The organism is Mycobacterium sp. 852002-51971_SCH5477799-a (genome assembly GCF_001667145.1).
Taxonomy (GTDB): domain Bacteria; phylum Actinomycetota; class Actinomycetes; order Mycobacteriales; family Mycobacteriaceae; genus Mycobacterium.
In genome coordinates this window covers 47177-66865 of sequence record NZ_LZIF01000049.1, presented here as the reverse complement: position 1 = coordinate 66865, position 19689 = coordinate 47177, and the positions used below count along the sequence as shown (strand labels likewise).

Below are 19689 nucleotides of genomic sequence, written 5' to 3'. Positions count from 1 at the left end.
CCGTACCGCGACGCCCGGACGCCTGCCGGGTCGCTATGGGGTGGGCGGGATCTCCACCCGGCGGACCTCGCCGTCGATCGCGTCGGCGGCCTCGATTTCACCTCGGGTCACGCCCAGCAGGAGCAGCACCGTGTCCAGATAGGGATGGCTCAGCGACGCATCGGCGACCTCGCGCAGCGCCGGCTTGGCGTTGAACGCGATCCCCAATCCGGCGGCGGCCAGCATGTCGATGTCGTTGGCGCCGTCGCCCACCGCGACGGTCTGCGCCATCGGCACCCCGACCTGGTCTGCGAATTCCTGTAGCGCCGAAGCTTTTCCGGCCCGGTCGACGATCGGCCCGATCACCCGGCCGGTGAGTGTGCCGTCGATGATCTCCAGCTCGTTGGCCGCGACATAGTCGATCATCAGCTCCTCGGCCAGCGGCTCGATGATCCGGCGGAACCCCCCGGACACGAGGCCGCAGGCATAACCCAAGCGCCGCAAGGTCCGCATCGTGGTGCGGGCGCCGGGCATCAATTCCAGTGCGTCGGCGACCTCGTCGATCACGCTGGCGGGCAGCCCCGCCAGCGTTGCCACCCGCTGCTCGAGTGACTGCGCGAAGTCCAGCTCGCCGCGCATAGCGGCCTCGGTGATCGCGGCGACCTTGCCCTCCGCGCCCGCCCGCGCCGCCAGCATCTCGATGACCTCGCCCTGCACCAGCGTCGAGTCGACATCAAACACGATGAGCCGCTTGGCCCGTCGTTCCAGGCTGTAGGCCTCGACCGCCACATCGACCAGTTCCTCGCTGGACACCCGGTTCAGGGCGGTCCGCAGCGCCCCGTCCGCGCCCGGCGGCACTGAGACGCGAAGTTCCAGGCCGATCACCGGGTAGTCGGAAACCCCGCGGATCAGGTCGATGTTGACGCCCAGCTCCGCCACCTCGCGGGCAACCGCGCCGAACGCACTGGCGGTGATGGGCCGGCCCAGCACGTAGATGGTGTGGGTCGAGGGATCGCGCATGATGGGCACGTCGTCGCTGCGCTCGATGCTGACATCCAGGTCCAACTTGCGGACGGCCGATTCGACGTCTTCGCGCAACTGCGCGCTATCGGCGACCTGGGCTTGGCAGCACACTAGCACGCCCAGCGTCAGGCGGCGCCGGATCACCACCTGCTCGACGTTGAGCAGCTCGACGCCGTGCCGCGACAGTGCCTCCAGCAGGTTCGCTGTCACGCCCGGTTGGTCCACGCCGGTGACGGTGATCAGCACCGACACCTTGGGTGGTGAGTTCACTCCCCGACAGCTGTCGCTACTGCTCAGCAGTCGAGCGATCGGGCTCGGTTCGCGGACCGAAACCCTTCGGGGACTCGAAAGCCGTGGCGTGACGGCCCACGTGCGCCTCGGCGCGAAGCCGCTCCACCATGTGCGGATAGTGCAATTCGAATGCCGGACGCTCCGAACGGATTCGGGGCAGCTCGGTGAAGTTGTGGCGCGGTGGCGGGCAGCTGGTTGCCCACTCCAGGGAGTTGCCGTAGCCCCACGGGTCGTCGACCGTGACGACCTCGCCGTAACGCCAGCTCTTGAACACGTTCCAGACGAAGGGGAACATCGACGCGCCCAGGATGAAGGCGCCCACCGTCGAGGCGACGTTGTAGGGCTGGAAGCCGTCGCTGGGCAGGTAGTCGGCGTAGCGGCGCGGCATGCCCAAGTCGCCCAGCCAGTGCTGCACGAGGAAAGTGGTGTGGAACCCGATGAACGTCAACCAGAAGTGCAGCTTGCCCAGGCGCTCGTCGAGCAGCCGGCCGGTCATCTTCGGGAACCAGAAGTACACGCCGCCGAAGGTGGCGAACACGATGGTGCCGAACAGCACGTAGTGGAAGTGCGCGACCACGAAGTAGCTGTCGGTGACGTGGAAGTCCAGCGGCGGGCTGGCCAGCATCACGCCGGTCAGACCACCCAGCAGGAAGGTGATCAGGAAGCCGACGCAGAACAGCATCGGCGTCTCAAAGGTGATCTGCCCCTTCCACATCGTGCCGATCCAGTTGAAGAACTTGATCCCGGTCGGCACCGCGATCAGATACGTCATGAACGAAAAGAACGGCAGCAGAACGGCTCCGGTGGCGAACATGTGGTGCGCCCACACCGCGACCGACAGAGCGGCGATCGACAGCGTCGCGTACACCAGCGTGGTGTAACCGAAGACCGGCTTGCGCGAGAACACCGGGATGATCTCGGTGATGATGCCGAAGAACGGCAGCGCGATGATGTACACCTCGGGATGGCCGAAGAACCAGAACAGGTGTTGCCACAACAAGACTCCGCCGTTGGCGGCGTCGTAGACATGGGCGCCCAGATGTCGGTCGGCGGCCAGCCCGAACAGCGCCGCGGTCAGGATCGGGAACGCGATCAGGATCAGGATCGAGGTCACCAGGATGTTCCAGGTGAAGATCGGCATCCGGAACATCGTCATGCCGGGTGCGCGCATGCACACCACGGTGGTGATCATGTTGACCGCACCCAGGATGGTGCCCAGACCGGCGACGATCAGGCCGGTGATCCACAGGTCGCCCCCGGCGCCGGGTGAGTGCACGGCGTCAGACAGCGGCGTGTAGGCGGTCCAGCCGAAGTCGGCGGCCCCGCCCGGGACGATGAAGCCGGACGCCGCGATCAGCCCACCGAACAGGAACAGCCAGAACGAGAAGGCGTTCAGCCGCGGGAACGCCACGTCGGGCGCACCGATCTGCAGCGGCAGCACCAGGTTGGCGAAACCGAACACCACCGGGGTGGCGTACAGCAGCAGCATGATCGTGCCGTGCATGGTGAACAGCTGGTTGAACTGCTCATTCGACAGGAACTGCAGCCCGGGAGCGGCCAGCTCGGTGCGCATCAGCAACGCCATCAGCCCGCCTATGAAGAAGAAGGCGAAGCAGGTGACCGTGTACATGATGCCGATCATCTTGTGATCGGTGGTGGTGATCAGTTTGTAGACGAGGTTCCCTTTGGGGCCCATGCGGTCCGGGTACGGACGAACGGCCTCGAGTTCACCCAAGGGGGGCGCTTCGGCTGTCAACAGCTTCTCCAAACATCCAGATCGGACACTGGCCCAAAAATCGGTATTTGAGACGAATCTTAGCCGTCGATCGTGGCGCCGTCAGGGCTGGTCCTACAAACTGTCGTAAATGGCTCGCCGGTGCGGCGTGTCCGTCGGCACGGCGTCCCCGAACTGGCCGGATGTTAGCGTCTGACGCGTGTTGTTCGGCGTGATCAGACCCGGCCGGCCGGTCGTGGCGACCGCGGTGACGGCGGTGGTCATCCTGGCGTGCAGCGGCTGCGGATCCGACAAGCCCGCCGGCCAGACGCCGGGCCGTTCCTTGATCACCCCAACCACCCAGATCGCGGGCGCCGGTGTGCTCGGAAACGACCGCCGCTCCGACGACTCGTGCGCGCGGGACGCCGCCGCGGCCGACCCGGGCCCCCCGAGACGGCCGGTCCACAACGCCGCGGGCGTCGACCCGGCCGTCGTACAGGTGCCCGCCGACCCGCAGCGCATCGTGGTGCTCTCCGGCGACCAGCTCGACACGTTGTGTGCATTGGGCCTGCAGTCGCGGATGGTCGGCGCGGCGTTGCCGGACGGGTCCTCGAGCCAGCCCGCCTATCTGGGCGGCGCGGTGCACGGAGTGCCCGGGATCGGTAGCCGCTCCCACCCGGACGTGAAGGCGATCGCCGCCGCCCGCCCCGACCTGATCTTGGGGTCGCAGGGGCTGACGCCCACGCTGTATCCGCAGCTGACCGCGATCGCGCCGACGGTGTTCACGGCCGCCCCGGGCGCGGCGTGGCAGGACAACCTGCGCGCCGTCGGCGCCGCCACCGGCCGCGACGCCGCCGCGAACTCGTTGATCAGCGGTTTTACCCAGCGGGCCACCGACATCGGCGCGCGGCATGACGCCTCCCACTTCCAGGCGTCGATCGTGCAGCTCACGACGGGCACCATACGGGTGTACGGCGCCAACAACTTCCCGGCCAGCGTGCTCGGTGCGGTCGGCGTGGAGCGGCCGGCCTCCCAGCGGTTCACCGACAAGCCCTACATCGAGATCGGGGCCAGCGACGCGGACCTGTCGAAGAATCCTGACCTCTCAATAGCCGACGCCGACGTGGTCTACGTGTCCTGCGACACCCCGGCCGCCGATCGGGCCGCCACCATCCTGGACAGCAACCCGTGGCGCAAGCTGTCGGCCAACCGTGACAACCGGGTCTACATCGTCAACAACGAGATCTGGCAAGCCGGCGAGGGCCTGATCGCCGCCCGCGGCATCGTCGACGACCTGCGCCTGGTGAACGCCCCGATCAACTGACGGCGGCCGGACGACAACGCAGACAACGTCACAACGTGATGTTCGCCGCGCCCATTGGCGGAATAACTTTTACCTTAGCTAAACTTCTTGATGACGTATCGAATCGAAGAGGGACTTTCAATGAGCACAGTTTCGGCGTACGCGGCCACCTCGCCGACGGCACCGCTGACCAAGACCACGATCGAACGGCGTGACCCGGGTCCGCACGACGTGGCCATCGACATCAAGTTCGCCGGAATCTGCCACTCCGACATCCACACGGCCAAGGGCGAATGGGGCACACCGCATTACCCGCTGGTCGTGGGGCACGAGATCGCCGGCGTCGTGACCGCGGTCGGCTCCGAGGTCACCAAGCACAACGTGGGCGACCACGTGGGCGTCGGCTGCATGGTGAACTCCTGCGGCCAGTGCAGCAGCTGTAAGGCCGGCCTCGAGCAGTACTGCAGCCGGGGAACGACATTCACCTACAACGCCACTGACAAGGACGGCACGACGACACAGGGCGGCTACAGCCAGGCGATTGTCGTGGATGAAAACTTCGTCTTACGCATTCCCGATTCGCTGCCGCTGGACAAGGCGGCGCCGCTGCTGTGCGCGGGCATCACGCTGTTCTCGCCGCTGCGGCACTGGAAGGCCGGCAAGGACACCCGCCTGGCGATCATCGGCCTGGGCGGGTTGGGCCACATGGGCGTTAAGCTCGGCGCGGCGATGGGCGCCGAAGTGACGGTGCTGTCGCAGTCACTGAAGAAGATGGAGGACGGGCTGCGGCTGGGCGCCAAGCACTATTACGCCACCGCCGAGCGCGAGACCTTCAAGAAACTGCGCAACAGCTTCGACCTGATCCTGAACACCGTCTCGGCGAATCTGAACCTCAACGACTATCTGAGCCTGCTCGACGTCGACGGCACGCTCGTCGAACTGGGCATTCCCGAACACCCGATGGAGGTGGGCGCCTTCTCGCTGGCGCTGGCGCGCCGCAGCCTGTCCGGGTCGAACATCGGCGGCATTGCCGAAACCCAGGAGATGCTGGACTTCTGCGCCGAGCACAACGTGACGCCCGAAATCGAGCTCATCGAGCCCGACTACATCAACGAAGCCTACGAGCGCGTCCTGGCGAGCGACGTGCGCTACCGCTTCGTCATCGACATCTCGAAGCTGTAGGGCGCACGCCCTACAGCGCGGCGCCTGGCGCCTTCCCGGAAGTCGCTCCGCGCGCGGCGATTTCGGCGGCCTCACCCCATTCGTCGCCTGGGATGACCTCGCTGACGTCGATGCCGGCCAGTGGCCATCCGACCGCCGCCAGTGTGGCGGCCACCCGGATGATGTTCTCCGGCCCGGCGTCGTAGTGGGTCATGTCGGAAATGAAGTGGGCGATTTCGTCCCGGTCGATCACACCATCGGCGATCGCCGGGGATCCCTCCGCGGTGATGTTGCGCACCACCTCGGCGATCTGCTCCTCGGTGAGCGGGGTGCTGCGCAGCAGCGCCAGCAGAGGCACGCGGTCCGGCCCGGGCACGCCCTCGGGGTAGCCGGCGCGCAGCCAGCGAAGTACCGAACGGCAGAAGTTGGTGGTGGCAGAGGCGGCGGTATTCGTCACCCCACCAGTGTCAGGGCAGCCGGGTCACCGCGCTACCGCGGCGCAACGCCGTCCAGACAATTCATACGGGGTTTACCTGGATAGGTAGGGCCTCCCTCGCGCACCAACCGCAACGGTTGACGCTCTGGTTTCGAGTGCGCGATTCGGCAGGGGCCGGCCCCCGCGCGGAGCCACGGTAGGGCTACTTGCACTGGTCAAAGACATTTTCGTCATGGGGCGCCGTTCCTGCGGAGTAGAGTCGAGCCATGACGACTCCGTCCTCGAAGAACCGGCCACCGATCTTCTCTCTGAGCATTGGCAGCCAGGGCACTCCCGCACCGAGCGTTCCACGGCCGACAGATGTGGCCGAGTCGTTCCAACAGGGCATCGGCGCGCGGCTACGAGGGATGGGCATCGGGGCACAGGGGGAGCCCCTCAAGGAGTTGCGCCTCCAGTTGGGTCTGGACATGCAGATCGTCTACTTCACGGTCCACTTACCGGTAGCGGGCGGCATCTCGCTGCGCTTGCCGGTGATGGCGACGTTCAAGCCCAGGATCTATTCGCCGACCCAGGCGCAACACCTCACCCCCTAGCGCGTCCACGCGAGTCATATCCAATCCCATCTCAAGGCCGGCCAAACAGGGCTAACTGGTGTGGAGCCGAGCCGATCAAAAGGTGCGCAATGCACCTCGCGGAGCGCCGTCACAGCCCACGCGTTGTCAACCAGCCGTCGATTTTTTCGACCACCGCCGGCCACCCCGGCTTGACAGACCCCTTGTCGATGACTTCAAGCAGGTGGCCTCAGCTTCCTCCGCTACCGCGCCGCTTGAGCATCTTCTCAGGCACGATGTGTTTGCCGAGCTCGATTAGTGGATTTGCTCCAAGCTTGCCGCGAGCGGCCGCGGCTATGCGCATGCACGGCCACGCGGCCGCGATCACCTGCAGAGGTCTGCGTACTCCTCGTTCAACAGTTCCGCTAGCTCGTCGGGATGGTCAATCGCCGAAGTCTTCGCAACCTTGGATGCGCCTTTCATCTGTGTACGCAAAAGATTCGACGGCCAAATTCTTAGTGCCGCCGCGAGCATCGACAAACTCACACCACATATAGCAGCGAAGACGGCTTGACCAAGAAGGACTATGGAAAGGTATGTCAGTACGCTCATCGCCTCTAGGGTTGCCGTCGACCGCATACATAAACCGGGCGGAACGCCCGCCGTCGATAGGGCGCGGCGGATGCGTTGCCGGCGAAACGTCGCGAATTTGCAATCGGTGCCGCGTGTCGATGAGCGGGGATGAGGCAACTGGGTGGAGCATTAGATAAGCGCCACTAGGAGGTGCAGATAGTGACCACCGATGTTTGCCCCGATGTCTGCCTCGTGTGCGGCTATCTGACCTACGGCTTCGATCTGTGCTATTTCTGCCTCTCCCCAGTTGCGGAGCCACTCGACGGCCAAGTCCGCCAGGCCATTTATGACAACAGCAACGCCAGGCAGTCGCGGCGGTCGTGCATTGTGAAGGCGGCGAGCTAACCAGGCAACGCCGCCGGCGTGAATGGGCACTCCCCTCGACGACGAGCAGCCTTTCCCCGGTGCTACCTCCCCGGCGCGTTCACGTGCTGAGCAGCGGAGTCAGAAGTCCCAGTCCTCGTCTTCGGTGTTGACGGCCTTGCCGATCACGTAGCTCGAGCCCGAGCCGGAGAAGAAGTCGTGGTTCTCGTCGGCATTCGGTGACAGCGCGGACAGGATGGCCGGGTTGACGTCGGTCTCGTCGCGTGGGAACAGCGCCTCGTAACCGAGGTTCATCAGCGCCTTGTTGGCGTTGTAACGGAGGAACTTCTTGACGTCCTCGGTCAGCCCGACCTCGTCGTAGAGGTCCTGGGTGTACTCCACCTCGTTGTCGTAGAGCTCGAAGAGCAGCTCGTAGGTGTAGTCCTTGAGCTCCTGCTTGCGCGCGTCGTCGACCAGCGCCAGGCCGCGCTGGTATTTGTAGCCGATGTAGTAGCCGTGTACGGCCTCGTCGCGGATGATCAGCCTGATCATGTCGGCGGTGTTGGTCAGCTTCGCGCGGCTCGACCAGTACATCGGCAGGTAGAAGCCGGAGTAGAACAGGAAGCTCTCCAGCAGGGTCGAGGCGACCTTGCGCTTGAGCGGTTCGTCGCCCTTGTAGTACTGCATGACGATCTCGGCCTTGCGCTGCAGGTTGGGATTCTCCTCCGACCAGCGGAACGCGTCGTCGATCTCGGCGGTCGAGCACAGGGTGGAGAAGATGTTGCTGTAGCTGCGCGCGTGCACAGATTCCATGAAGGCGATGTTGGTGTAGACCGCTTCTTCGTGCGGGGTCAGCGCGTCCGGAATCAGGCTGACCGCCCCGATGGTGCCCTGGATGGTGTCCAGCAGCGTCAGGCCGGTGAACACCCGCATGGTCATCTGCTTCTCGTGGGCGGTCAGCGTGCCCCATGATGGCAGGTCGTTGGATACCGGCACCTTCTCGGGCAACCAGAAGTTGCCGGTCAGCCGGTCCCACACCTCGGCGTCTTTTTCGTCTTGCAGCCGGTTCCAGTTGATCGCCGAAACGCGGTCGATCAGCTTCATGTTTTCGCTCACCAGAACCCCACTTCACACACCGTTTCGCCTGAGGTATCTCAGGCTCCCGACACTACCCCTGGGGTGTGACAACGTAACGGAACACAAGAGCTTGTGTTTACGTGTCGTGCACCGCGTCAGGCCACCTCCAGTATGGGCTCGGCGGCGCGACCCGGTGGATCCCGATGCTGAACGTGGCCGCGATCGGCGAACCAGTGCAGCATCGCGCCGGGGAAGGCTCTTGGGGCCACGCCAGCCCAAACGAACCCGCTGCGCCTGCCCACCGAAAAGTAGTGTGCCTCAACCTAACCCGGCGTCGAGCGGGGCGCGAGAAGGTCACTGTTCACAATCCCTGTAATCATGTACCATTTGGTACATGATTACCGAAGACGGCGTCGAGATCGACGCACCGCCTCAACTCGTCTGGGATGTCTTCACCGACGTCGAGCACTGGCCCGAGTGGACCGCCTCGGTGACGTCGTTGGTCGGACTGGACGCCGCGGCCCTCGCCGTGGGCAGACGGTTCGCGATCAAGCAGCCCGGCATGCCGAAGCTGATCTGGAAGGTCACCGAGCTCGAACCCGGGCGGTCGTGGACCTGGGTGCAGAGCTCTCCCGGGGGGCGGGTGACCGCTCGTCATGACGTCATCGCGCAGCCCGGCGGCCGCACGTTGGTGCGCCAGCGACTCGACCAGCGCGGCATATTGGGTTCCCTCATCGGGCGGCTGATGGTCAAGAAGACCAAGCGCTTCCTCGACCTGGAAGCCCGGGGCCTCAGGGCCCGCTCCGAGCAACTCAGCCACGCCGATGGCGCGCACTCCTGACACCGGGCGGCGTCGGCAACTCCTCGATTCACTCGTCACCGAGTTCGCCACCGGGGGCATCGGCGACCGGTCGCTGCGCGAGGTGGCTGCCGCGGTGGGCACCAGCCACCGAATGCTGTTGCACCACTTCGGCTCTCGAGAAGATCTGCTCGTAGCGATCGTCGAAGAGGTCGAGCGCCGCCAGATGGGGCTGCTCGCCAAACTGCCCTCCGACCCGGCCGCGGGTTTTGGCGCGATGTGGGCCGACCTCCGCCGACCCGAAATGCGTGAATCCGAACGCCTCTTTTTCGAGTGCTACGCCCGCGCCGTGCAGGGTGAAAAGCCCTTTGCCAGAATGGTTCCCGGCGCCGTCCATGGCTGGCTGACCGAGGTGGAGGCCTTGAACAATGTCGCCGAGGCACCGGTCGACGCCGCCCTGGCGCGCCTAGGGCTGGCCGTCGTACGCGGCCTACTGCTGGATCTGGTGGCCACCGATGACGACGCCGGTGTCGACGCGGCCGCGCGCGTCTTCGCCGAACTGCTCAGCGCCCGGCGATGATTCGGGCGGCCGCGGTCAGGACGCCGCCGCGGACCTGCCCATGTTCACGCCGTAGAACTGATATTCGTCCGGCTTGACCGAACGCGTCGCCCGCCAGTACTCCCAGGTGTAACCGCCCCAGAGCACGGTGTTCTTGCCGTGCTCGTCCAGATACCAGCTGCTGCAGCCGCCGCTGTTCCACACCGACGGGCCGAGTCTGCGTTGCAGCTCGTCGTTGAACTGGTCCTGGGCGGCGCGGGTCGGGGCCAGCGCCTCTGCGCCCAGCTTGTCACAGGTCGCGATCGCGTCTGCGACGTAACGGATCTGGGACTCGATCATGAACACCACCGAGTTGTGTCCCAACCCGGTGTTGGGCCCCAGCAGGAAGAACAGGTTGGGTACATCGGCGATGGTGATCCCGCGGTGGGCGCCGATGCCCTCGCGGTTCCACCGGTCCACCAGGTCCTCGCCGTGCAGGCCCTTGATCTGGACGTAGGTGTAGGAGTCGGTGACGTGAAAGCCGGTGGCATAGACGATTACGTCGGCCTGGCGGTGTCTGCCGTCGACGGTGTCGACGCCGTCGGCGGTGATTCGCGCGATGTGCTCGGTAACTAGTTCGGTCTTGGGGTCGGCGACCGCGCCGTAATAAGTGGAGGAGTTCAGGATTCGCTTGCAGCCGATGCGGTAGTTCGGAATGAGCTTGCGCCGCAACTCCTTGTCCTTGACCGCCCGGCGAATGTTGTATTTGCAGTAGGACTCGATGAACTTGAGCAGGTTCGGCCGCTTGGTCATGCCGAAGGCCAGGGCTTCCTGGCCCCAGTAGATCGCGAGCCGAACGATCGCGCGCAGGCCGGGCACGTTCGCCATGGCCCGGCGCACCGCCGGCGGGATCTCGGGGTTGGAGCGCGGAACCACCCACGGCGGAGTGCGTTGGTAGAGCTGAAGTTCGGCGACCTGCCCAACGATCTCCGGCACGATCTGGATCGCGCTGGCGCCGGTTCCGATCACCGCCACCCGCTTGCCGGTCAGGTCGACGCTGTGGTCCCACTCCGCGGAATGGAAGGCGGCGCCGCGAAATTCGTCGCGCCCCTCGATGTCGGGCATGGACGGGATGTGCAGCGCGCCGGCGCCCGAGATCAGAAACTGCGCGACGTACTCGCGCCCATCGGCGGTGAATACGTGCCAGCGGTTCTCGTCGTCGTCCCAGTGAGCGCGATCGACCAGTGAGTTGAACTCGACGTAGCGGCGCAGCCCGTACTTCTCGGTGACCCCTTTGAGGTAGTCCCAGATCTCGGGCTGGAAGGAGAACGGGTTCTTCCAGTCGGGCTTGGGCTCGAACGAGAACGAGTACAGGTGCGACGGGATGTCGCAGGCGCACCCCGGGTAGCTGTTGTCTCGCCAGGTTCCGCCGATGTCGTCGGCCTTTTCCAGGATGACGAAGCCCACGCCCTGCCTCTGCAGCGCGATCGCCATCCCCAGGCCGGAGAATCCGGTCCCGATGATGACGGCGCGCGTGTGCACCGGCTTGTGGGCGGTGGCCGCCGGGATTGCCTCATTTTGTGTTACGACGTCGGTCACGATCGATCGGTCTTCCTATCCAGGCCTGTCGGGTCGGAGTTGGCCGGCGTTTTCGGCTGCGGCCGGCCTGGCGCAGATACCCAGTACCCAGGGTATCGGTCTGGACGAGTGTTATCGATGGCCGCAGCGCTTGTCAACGCCGCGACTCGCTCAGCTCGCGGCCGGGTTGCCGGCCACCATGTCGTGAATCGGCAGGTCGGGATTCATCGTGATGCCCAGCGCCTCGGCGGTTCCGACGATCACCCCCATCATGATGGTCGTCAGGTGCGCAACGAACTGCTCACGCGACATCAGCCGCGGGCTTTCGGGCTCCGGACCCAGCCACCACTCGGTGGCCGACGCGGCACAGCCGAATGCCGCGTGCCCGGCCAGTTCGACCGCCGCGTGGTCGAGCTCCATCTCGCGGAGCTCGTTGTCGAACATGTCGGCCACGGCCAGGGTGATTCCGCGTCCTTCGTTGAGGACCTGCGTGGTGGCGGCCGACCGGCCCTGGATGAACACGCGCAGCACGTTGGGATGCTTGTCGACCAGGATCACGTACTCCTCGACGCTGCGCCGGATCACCTCGCGCGCCGAGTCGGTCTTCAGGTCGATGGACGGGATGATCGCTGCCCACAGCATGTCGCGCAGCCGCTCCCCGATCGCCTCGAACAGGTCGGACTTGTCGTGGAAATGGCGGTAGATCTTCGGCTTGGCGGTGCCGGCCTCCTCGGCGATCTCCCGCACGGACAGCTCGGGCCCGAGGCGGTCGATCGCACGGAAGGCCGCATCGACGATTTCGTTGCGCACTTTCTTGCGGTGCTCGCGCCAGCGTTCGCTGCGCGCGTCGACCTTGGCCCCGGGCTTGACGCTGGGGTGGGGTCTGGGAATTCTCACCACGTCAAGCACTTTACCCGGTAGCGGCTTCTGACCTGGGCAGACTGTCCGATCAGCCCGAGGATTACAGCATGCAGGACACGCAGCCCTCGACCTCTGTTCCCTCCAAAGCCATCTGGCGAAGGCGGATGTAGTACAGCGTCTTGATTCCCTTGCGCCAGGCGTAGATCTGCGCCTTGTTCACATCGCGGGTGGTGGCGGTGTCCTTGAAGAACAGCGTCAGCGACAGCCCCTGGTCCACGTGCTGGGTGGCCGCGGCGTAGGTGTCGATGATCTTTTCGTAGCCGATCTCGTAGGCGTCCTGGTAGTACTCCAGGTTGTCGTTGGTCAGATAGGGCGCCGGGTAGTAGACGCGGCCGATCTTGCCTTCCTTGCGGATCTCGATCTTGCTCGCCACCGGGTGGATCGAGCTGGTCGAGTTGTTGATGTAGCTGATCGAGCCGGTCGGCGGGACGGCCTGCAGGTTCTGGTTGTAGATGCCGTGCTGCCGCACCGACTCCTTCAGCCGTTGCCAATCCTCTTGTGTCGGAATGCGGATGCCGGCCTCGGCAAAGATCTCTCGGACCCGCGGCGTGGCCGGCTCCCACACCTGCTCGGTGTATTTGTCGAAGAATTCGCCCGAGGCGTACTTCGACTTTTCGAAGCCGCCGAACTTGCTTCCCCGCTCAATCGCGATGCGATTCGACGCGCGCAGCGCGTGGTAGAGCACGGTGTAGAAGTAGATGTTGGTGAAGTCGACGCCTTCTTCGGACCCGTAGAGGATGCGCTCGCGGGCCAGGTAGCCGTGCAGGTTCATCTGGCCGAGCCCGATCGCGTGGGACTCGTTGTTGCCCTGCTCGATTGAGGGCACCGACCAGATGTGCGTCTGATCGCTCACCGCCGTCAGCGCGCGGATCGCGACTTCGATGGTCTGCGCGAAGTCGGGCGAGTCCATCGTCTTGGCGATGTTCAGCGATCCCAGGTTGCACGAAATGTCCTTGCCCACTTTGGCATACGTCAAGTCGTCGTTGAACACCGACGGCGTGGACACCTGCAGGATCTCCGAGCACAGGTTGGAGTGGGTGATCTTGCCGTCGATCGGGTTGGCCCGGTTCACCGTGTCCTCGAACATGATGTAGGGGTAACCGGACTCGAACTGCAGCTCGGCCAGCGTCTGGAAGAACTCGCGCGCCTTGATCTTCGTCTTGCGAATGCGGGCGTCGTCGACCATTTCGTAGTACTTCTCCGTGACGGAGATGTCGGCGAATGGCAGGCCGTAGACCCGCTCGACGTCATACGGCGAGAACAGGTACATGTCCTCGTTCTTCTTGGCCAGCTCGAAGGTGATATCGGGAATCACCACGCCCAGGCTCAGCGTCTTGATGCGGATCTTCTCGTCGGCGTTCTCACGCTTGGTGTCCAAGAACCGGTAGATGTCCGGATGATGCGCGTGCAGGTACACCGCGCCCGCACCCTGCCGGGCCCCGAGCTGGTTGGCGTAGGAGAACGAGTCCTCGAGCAGCTTCATGATCGGGATGACGCCCGAGGATTGGTTCTCGATGTTCTTGATCGGGGCGCCGTGCTCGCGAATGTTGCTGAGCAGCAACGCGACTCCCCCGCCGCGCTTGGACAGCTGCAGCGCGGAGTTGATCGATCGCCCGATCGATTCCATGTTGTCCTCGATGCGCAGCAAAAAGCAGCTCACCGGCTCGCCGCGCTGCTTCTTGCCCGAGTTCAAAAACGTCGGGGTGGCCGGCTGAAATCGCCCGTCAATGATCTCGTCGACGAGCTTCTCGGCCAGGACGGTGTCACCGGCGGCCAGCGTCAACGCGACCATGACCACGCGGTCCTCGAAGCGCTCCAGATACCGCTTCCCGTCGAACGTCTTCAGCGTGTAGGAGGTGTAGTACTTGAACGCGCCCAGGAACGTCGGGAACCGGAACTTCTTGGCGTACGCGCGGTCCAGCAGCGTCTTGACGAAGTTGCGGCTGTACTGGTCGAGAACCTCGCGCTCGTAATAGTTCTCCTTGACCAGGTAGTCGAGCTTCTCGTCCTGATTGTGGAAGAACACCGTGTTCTGGTTGACGTGCTGCAGGAAGTACTGATGCGCGGCCTCGCGGTCCTTGTCGAACTGAATCTTGCCGTCCGCGTCGTAGAGATTCAGCATCGCGTTGAGCGCGTGATAATCCGTTTCCCCCGGCAATGCGTGGGCTCCGGTGGTTACAGGCTCTGCAGCGACGGTTGGTGACACGTCTGTTCCTTCCAAAAGTTGGCTAAGCCCGCGCGGACGGCTTCCACGTCGTCTTGGGTTCCCATGAGTTCGAAGCGGTAGAGGTATGGGATGCCGCACTTGCGCGAGATCACGTTGCCCGCGTAGGCGAATTCGGCGCCGAAGTTGTTGTTGCCCGCGGCGATGACGCCGCGGATCAACGACCGGTTGTGCTCATTGTTCAAAAAGGCGATGACCTGTTTGGGGACATAACCGCCGGCGTTGAGGTCCGGAGTCGCATGCCCGCCGCCGTAGGTGGGCAGGACGAGTACGTAGGGCTGGTCTACCTCGATGCGGCCATGCAGTGGTATCCGCGTGGCGGGGATCCCCAGCTTCTCCACGAAGCGGTGGGTGTTCTCCGACACCGAGGAGAAATAGACCAGTGGCGATCGCAAGCGCGGCGTAGCCGGGTGCTGGGGGTACCTCCCGCTTGCGGGGGACGGGTCGCCACTCGTCCAACCTGGGTTGCGCGACTGCACCGCAACCTCCTTACCTAACGTCTCGCCTTACGCGCTCAGTTCCGCCGCGGACAGCGCCTTGATGCGGTCGGGGCGGAAACCCGACCAGTGGTCGTTGCCTGCCACCACCACGGGAGCCTGAAGGTATCCCAGGGCCATCACGTAGTCACGCGCCTCGGCGTCCAGCGAGATGTCGACCTTCTCGTAGGCGATGCCCTGCTTGTCCAGCGCCTTGTAGGTGGCGGTGCACTGCACGCATGCCGGCTTGGTGTACACGGTGATGCTCATAGAATGCCGCTCCTTCGCGGAAGAGGGGATCCAACGGACTGGCAACTACTTTTGGACTGCGTCTTTGCTTCGTTCAGCGATCCGTCAGGCCCCTGATTCCCGTCGCGCGGCGGTCGAGGTCGAACGACCTGTGGGCGCCGATTTCGGGGGGTTCACCGAGTCTGGCTTGCTTGGTGGTCCTGGGATCTGCCGGTGCTCGAAACACTACACCTAGTGGGTGACAAGATGTCGAGATACAAGATGTTCTGAATAACAATTTTGAAATTCCCTGGTCGTGAGCCCGGGCGCGAACAAATCTGGACACCCGCCCGGCGTGTCGCAGATCACAAATCGCGGTGGAGTGAATCATGCGCTCCGGTATATCAGCGACCACCGACAACACCGCCGACACCGGCGGGCCCGCCCGCAGCCAGCAAAGCCGCCAGGCGGACCTGGCGGCTTCTGCTATTCGGTTGTGCCAACCTCGCTGGTCGCCCGGCGGGCGGCTTGTCGACTTCTGCCAATCAGCCGACCTCGGCGGCCAGCTTGCCCACCACATCACGCACGTTCGCCGAGAGCTCGGCGTGCTCGGCGGGCGCCTTGCCCTCCAGCGTCTTGAACGGCACCGACAGTTTGATCGCCTCCACGACCCGTGCGCCGGCGATGCCGAAGGACTTGCGGGTGTCGTCGTGCGCCCACACCCCGCCATATCGGCCGAAGGATCCGCCGATGACCGCCAGCGGCTTGCCCTTCAGCGCGCCGTCACCGAACGGCCGAGACAACCAGTCGATCGCGTTCTTGATGACGGCCGGGTAGCTGCCGTTGTACTCCGGGGTCACCACCAGTGCGGCGTCCGCGTCGGCCGCCGCGGCGCGCAGCGCGACCACCGGACCAAGCGGCGGCGCGTCGGTGTTCATCGCGTAATCGATGTCCTCGTTATAGAAGGGCAGCTCACTGAGTCCTTCGAAGATCGTTACGGTCACGTCGTCGGCGGCGACCGCCACCGCCAACTCGGCGATCTGGCGGTTGATCGACGCCGCCCGCAGGCTTCCCACTAACGCCAAGATGTTCATTGCCACTGCTGGAGTTTCCCTTCGGTCGTTGCGTACATCCTCGCACGAGCTAACCGGACTATAGTCCGCTTTATTCCGGCGGGGTTAAAGTGCAGGAGTGAACGAGCGGTCTGGGGAGTTGCAGGTATACGCCCCCCAGGTCGTGCACCAGGAACGGGGCGACGCGGCGCGCAACCGCGCCCTGCTCCTCCACGCCGCCCGGAACCTCGTCGCCGAGCGCGGCGCCGACGCCGTCACCACCGACGACATCGCCGCCGCCGCCGGGGTCGGCAAAGGCACGCTCTTCCGCCGCTTCGGCAGCCGGGCCGGCCTGATGATGGTGCTGTTGGACGAGGACGAACAAGCCGTTCAGCAATCGTTTCTGTTCGGGCCGCCGCCCCTGGGCCCCGGCGCCCCGCCGACCGATCGGCTAATCGCGTTCGGCAGGGAACGGATCCGGTTCGCTCACGACCACTGCGAACTGCTGTCCGCGGCCAACCGCGACCCGCAAAACCGGCACAACGCACCGGCCACGGTGCTGCGCACGCACGTGCGCGTGCTGCTCAAAGCGGCCGACTCCACCGGCGACCTCGACGCCCAGACCGACGCGTTGCTCGCGCTGCTCGACGTGGACTACGTCGAGCATCAACTGGCCGAGGGCGGTCACACCCTGGCGACACTGGGCGACGCGTGGGAAAGCTTGGCGCGCAAGCTCTGCGGGCGATGAACGGCGGGCCCTCCGCGGCACCGGCGTGGGTCTTGCACGTGGACCTCGACCAGTTCCTGGCCTCGGTCGAGTTGCGCCGGCACCCCGAATTGGCCGGACTGCCGGTCATTGTCGGCGGCAGCGGCGATCCGAAGGAACCGCGCAAGGTCGTCACCTGTGCCTCCTACGAGGCCCGCGAGTTCGGCGTGCGTGCGGGCATGCCGCTGCGTGCCGCCGCCCGCCGCTGCCCGGGGGCGACCTTCCTGCCCTCGGACCCGGCCGCCTACGACGCGGCGTCCGATCAGGTGATGAGTGTGCTGCGTGACCTCGGGCATCCGGTCGAAGTGTGGGGCTGGGACGAGGCCTATGTCGCGGTGACCGCGCAGGACCCGAGCGGGGTCGCACAGCAGATCCGCACCGTCATCTCCACCGAAACCGGGCTGTCCTGCTCGGTCGGCATCAGCGACAACAAGCAGCGTGCGAAGGTCGCCACCGGCTTCGCGAAACCGGGCGGCATTTTTGTGCTCTCCGACGCGAACTGGATGCCCCTGATGGCCGATCGTCCGGTCGATGCGCTGTGGAGCGTGGGCCCCAAGACGGCGAAAAAACTTGCGGAGCTTCATATTACGACGGTATCGCAGCTGGCCCACTGCGATGCGGAGTTGCTGACGGCCACCTTCGGTCCGCGCACCGGGCTGTGGCTGCTGCTGTTGGCCAAGGGCGGCGGCGACAGTCAGGTGAGCGCCGAGCCCTGGGTGCCGCGCTCGCGCAGCCATGTTGTGACCTTTCCGCGCGACCTCACCGATCGGTCCGAGATGAACGCGGCCGTAACGGATTTGGCCGAACGGGCGCTGACGGACGTGCTGACGGCGGACCGAGTCGTGATCCGGGTGGCGGTGACCGTGCGCACGGCAACCTTCTACACGCGCACCAAGATTCGCAAGCTGGATGCGCCCAGCACCGATCGCGACGTCATCGTGGCCGCGGCCCTTCGGGTGCTCGACCTATTCGAGCTCGACCGGCCGGTCCGCCTGCTCGGGGTGCGCCTCGAGCTGGTCATGCCGGACTAGCGTCGCCGGGCTGGGCTGATTGCCCGCCTCCTCCTCAGGCCGCTGCACGGCCTGCATCGTCGCCGGGCTGGGCCGCAGCGCGCGGGTGAAGATCACGTTCACCTGACGCATGGCCACGCTATAGGGCCACCACGCAAGCCTTTTGAACGCGTACAAGGCGCGGATGTCGGCCGACGTGTAGATCAGGTACCGGTTCTTGGCCACCCCGGCCAGGATTTTGTCGGCGGCCTTTTCCGGCGACACGGCATGGCCGGCGAACCGCTTCACCCACCGGTCGACGTTGGGGTCTTCGCGGTCCACGCCGGCGATCTCGACGGTGCTCACCAACGGGGTGTTCACCGCGCCCGGCACCACGACCGAGACCCCGATGCGGTGGCGGGCCAGGTCGAAGCGCAGCACCTCCGACAGGCCACGCAATCCGTACTTGCTGGCGCTGTAGGCGGCATGCCACGGCAGGGCCACCAGTCCGGCCGCCGAGGACACGTTGACCAGATGCCCGCCGCGCTTGGCCGCCACCATCGGCGGCACGAACGTCTCGATGACGTGGATCGGACCCATCAAGTTGATGGCGATCATCTTGCTCCACTGCTCATGGGTCAGCCTGTCGACGGTTCCCCACGCGGACACGCCGGCGACGTTGAGGACGACGTCCATGTTCTGATGCGCGGCGTGCACATCGGCGGCGAAGGCGGCCACCTGCTCGTAGTCGGCGATGTCCAGCGCCCGATGCTTGGGAACCTGGGCGCCCAGCGCGCGCGCGTCGGCCACGGTTTGTTCGAGGCCGTCACTGTCGCGGTCGGTCAGGTACAGCTCAGCGCCCTGCGCGGCTAACCGCAGCGCCGTGGCACGGCCGATTCCGCTCGCCGCACCGGTGACAAGGCACCGCTTTCCCGCGAAAGACCGCCCGATTCCCCTCTGCGCCATGGCCGTGACGATACCGGCGGTAGCACCGCCTTAGGGACGGCCCGCCCACAGCGCGTGCAGCCACAACTGCTCGAGGAGGCGCACCCGTCGATCACGGTCGCTGTCGCGCCCGGTGAGGATCGGGTCGCCGGTCAGCATCAGCGCGGTGGTGCCCGCCAGGGTGCGGATCAGCGTCGGTAGGTCGTCACTGATCGGATTGGCCGTCCCGGCCTTCATCTCGGCCTCGACGACCCCGACGATCTGGCTCAGCACCACCTCGAACTGCTGATCCAGCAGATCGCGAATCTCGACATCGGTGTTGCGGGCCTCGTTGCACGCGGTCACCACCGGGTCGTTGTGTGCGTAGACGGCCGCCGCGCTGCCGACCATCCGCTTGGCGAACTGCTCGGGTGACTCGCCGGCCTGTCGAGGGGCGAAGCACTCGGTGAGTTCCTCGAGTTCTTCGGCGGCCTCGGCCATGAGCTGTGCCAGCACCGCGTATTTGGAGTCGAAGTAGAAGTAGAAGCCGGACCGCGCCACCCCGGCCCGCAGGCTGATGGTGCTGACCGACAGTTCGGCGAACGGCTTTTCCTGCAGCAGTTCGCGCACCGCCTGCACGATGGCCTGACGCTGCTTGTCACCACGCCGTCGTGCGCCCGGCTCTGGAGTGGCGGGGTGGCTGGTCACTCCCTGACCTTGCAC

20 protein-coding genes are annotated in these 19689 nt (G+C 65.3%); 8 read left to right on the top strand and 12 right to left on the bottom strand.

Annotated elements, in window-relative coordinates; genetic code table 11:
* Positions 1-33 precede the first annotated feature (33 nt).
* Both serB and ctaD read right to left on the bottom strand, forming a co-directional pair.
* Positions 34-1272 carry a phosphoserine phosphatase SerB gene (serB, locus tag A5753_RS05895; protein WP_067124370.1) on the bottom strand — a complete coding sequence of 413 codons (1239 nt, stop codon included), beginning with the start codon at positions 1270-1272 and terminating at the stop codon, positions 34-36.
* Positions 1273-1288: 16 nt separating this feature from the next.
* Entirely contained in the window at positions 1289-3049 is a 1761-nt protein-coding gene (gene ctaD, locus A5753_RS05890; protein ID WP_231990009.1) for a cytochrome c oxidase subunit I, read from the bottom strand.
* Between the two features lie 178 nt (positions 3050-3227).
* Between ctaD and A5753_RS05885 the strand changes: the two genes are divergently transcribed.
* Complete coding sequence (locus A5753_RS05885; RefSeq protein ID WP_067124368.1) at positions 3228-4331, top strand: iron-siderophore ABC transporter substrate-binding protein; 1104 nt, start codon at positions 3228-3230, stop codon at positions 4329-4331.
* A 120-nt stretch (positions 4332-4451) separates the two neighbouring features.
* The gene (locus A5753_RS05880) at positions 4452-5492 is read left to right on the top strand and encodes an NAD(P)-dependent alcohol dehydrogenase (RefSeq protein WP_067124366.1); all 1041 of its coding nucleotides are present in this window, start codon (positions 4452-4454) and stop codon (positions 5490-5492) included.
* Between the two features lie 10 nt (positions 5493-5502).
* Here the strand turns inward: A5753_RS05880 and A5753_RS05875 are convergent, their stop codons facing one another.
* Positions 5503-5928, bottom strand: coding sequence for a DUF3349 domain-containing protein (locus A5753_RS05875; RefSeq protein WP_067124365.1), 426 nt, complete (start codon positions 5926-5928; stop codon positions 5503-5505).
* Positions 5929-6173: 245 nt separating this feature from the next.
* On the opposite strand from A5753_RS05875, the gene A5753_RS24770 reads away from it, so the two are divergent.
* Together A5753_RS24770 and A5753_RS05860 are read left to right on the top strand one after the other, a co-directional pair.
* Positions 6174-6500, top strand: coding sequence for a hypothetical protein (locus tag A5753_RS24770; protein ID WP_231990008.1), 327 nt, complete (start codon positions 6174-6176; stop codon positions 6498-6500).
* A gap of 750 nt (positions 6501-7250) precedes the next feature.
* Entirely contained in the window at positions 7251-7436 is a 186-nt protein-coding gene (locus tag A5753_RS05860; RefSeq protein ID WP_156655963.1) for a hypothetical protein, read from the top strand.
* A 99-nt stretch (positions 7437-7535) separates the two neighbouring features.
* Here A5753_RS05860 and nrdF read toward each other — a convergent pair whose 3' ends face one another.
* Complete coding sequence (nrdF, locus tag A5753_RS05855; protein WP_197694597.1) at positions 7536-8510, bottom strand: class 1b ribonucleoside-diphosphate reductase subunit beta; 975 nt, start codon at positions 8508-8510, stop codon at positions 7536-7538.
* Positions 8511-8865: 355 nt separating this feature from the next.
* Between nrdF and A5753_RS05850 the strand changes: the two genes are divergently transcribed.
* Together A5753_RS05850 and A5753_RS05845 are read left to right on the top strand one after the other, a co-directional pair.
* Positions 8866-9312, top strand: a complete 447-nt coding sequence (locus tag A5753_RS05850) for an SRPBCC family protein (RefSeq protein WP_067124359.1) — start codon at positions 8866-8868, stop codon at positions 9310-9312.
* A complete protein-coding gene (locus A5753_RS05845) occupies positions 9296-9850 on the top strand; it encodes a TetR/AcrR family transcriptional regulator (protein WP_067124357.1) in 555 nt (184 codons plus the stop codon). Before A5753_RS05850 ends, A5753_RS05845 begins: the two co-directional genes overlap by 17 nt.
* 15 nt (positions 9851-9865) lie before the next feature.
* On the opposite strand, the gene A5753_RS05840 is transcribed toward A5753_RS05845, so the two are convergent.
* From A5753_RS05840 to A5753_RS05815, 6 genes are all read right to left on the bottom strand, one after another.
* Complete coding sequence (locus A5753_RS05840) at positions 9866-11407, bottom strand: NAD(P)/FAD-dependent oxidoreductase (protein WP_067124355.1); 1542 nt, start codon at positions 11405-11407, stop codon at positions 9866-9868.
* Positions 11408-11557: 150 nt separating this feature from the next.
* Entirely contained in the window at positions 11558-12286 is a 729-nt protein-coding gene (locus A5753_RS05835) for a TetR/AcrR family transcriptional regulator (RefSeq protein ID WP_156655962.1), read from the bottom strand.
* A gap of 61 nt (positions 12287-12347) precedes the next feature.
* Positions 12348-14513 (bottom strand): class 1b ribonucleoside-diphosphate reductase subunit alpha, encoded by a 2166-nt coding sequence (gene nrdE, locus A5753_RS05830; protein ID WP_082971183.1) that lies wholly within the window; start codon positions 14511-14513, stop codon positions 12348-12350.
* Positions 14483-14926: a class Ib ribonucleoside-diphosphate reductase assembly flavoprotein NrdI gene (gene nrdI / locus A5753_RS05825; protein WP_067124349.1), complete on the bottom strand. Its 444-nt coding sequence runs from the start codon at positions 14924-14926 to the stop codon at positions 14483-14485. The genes nrdE and nrdI overlap by 31 nt, the downstream gene beginning before the upstream one ends.
* Before the next feature lie 111 nt (positions 14927-15037).
* Entirely contained in the window at positions 15038-15277 is a 240-nt protein-coding gene (locus A5753_RS05820; protein ID WP_067124347.1) for a redoxin NrdH, read from the bottom strand.
* A 503-nt stretch (positions 15278-15780) separates the two neighbouring features.
* Positions 15781-16329 (bottom strand): NAD(P)H-dependent oxidoreductase, encoded by a 549-nt coding sequence (locus tag A5753_RS05815; protein ID WP_067124345.1) that lies wholly within the window; start codon positions 16327-16329, stop codon positions 15781-15783.
* Between the two features lie 97 nt (positions 16330-16426).
* On the opposite strand from A5753_RS05815, the gene A5753_RS05810 reads away from it, so the two are divergent.
* Both A5753_RS05810 and A5753_RS05805 read left to right on the top strand, forming a co-directional pair.
* Positions 16427-17035: a TetR/AcrR family transcriptional regulator gene (locus A5753_RS05810; protein WP_067124343.1), complete on the top strand. Its 609-nt coding sequence runs from the start codon at positions 16427-16429 to the stop codon at positions 17033-17035.
* On the top strand, positions 17032-18084 hold the full coding sequence (locus A5753_RS05805; protein ID WP_067124341.1) for a DNA polymerase IV: 1053 nt from the start codon (positions 17032-17034) through the stop codon (positions 18082-18084). Before A5753_RS05810 ends, A5753_RS05805 begins: the two co-directional genes overlap by 4 nt.
* Here A5753_RS05805 and A5753_RS05800 read toward each other — a convergent pair.
* Entirely contained in the window at positions 18019-19008 is a 990-nt protein-coding gene (locus A5753_RS05800) for an SDR family oxidoreductase (RefSeq protein ID WP_067124339.1), read from the bottom strand. The two genes, A5753_RS05805 and A5753_RS05800, sit on opposite strands and share 66 nt — an antisense overlap.
* A gap of 30 nt (positions 19009-19038) precedes the next feature.
* On the bottom strand, positions 19039-19674 hold the full coding sequence (locus tag A5753_RS05795) for a TetR/AcrR family transcriptional regulator (protein ID WP_067124461.1): 636 nt from the start codon (positions 19672-19674) through the stop codon (positions 19039-19041).
* Between the last annotated feature and the right edge of the window lie 15 nt (positions 19675-19689).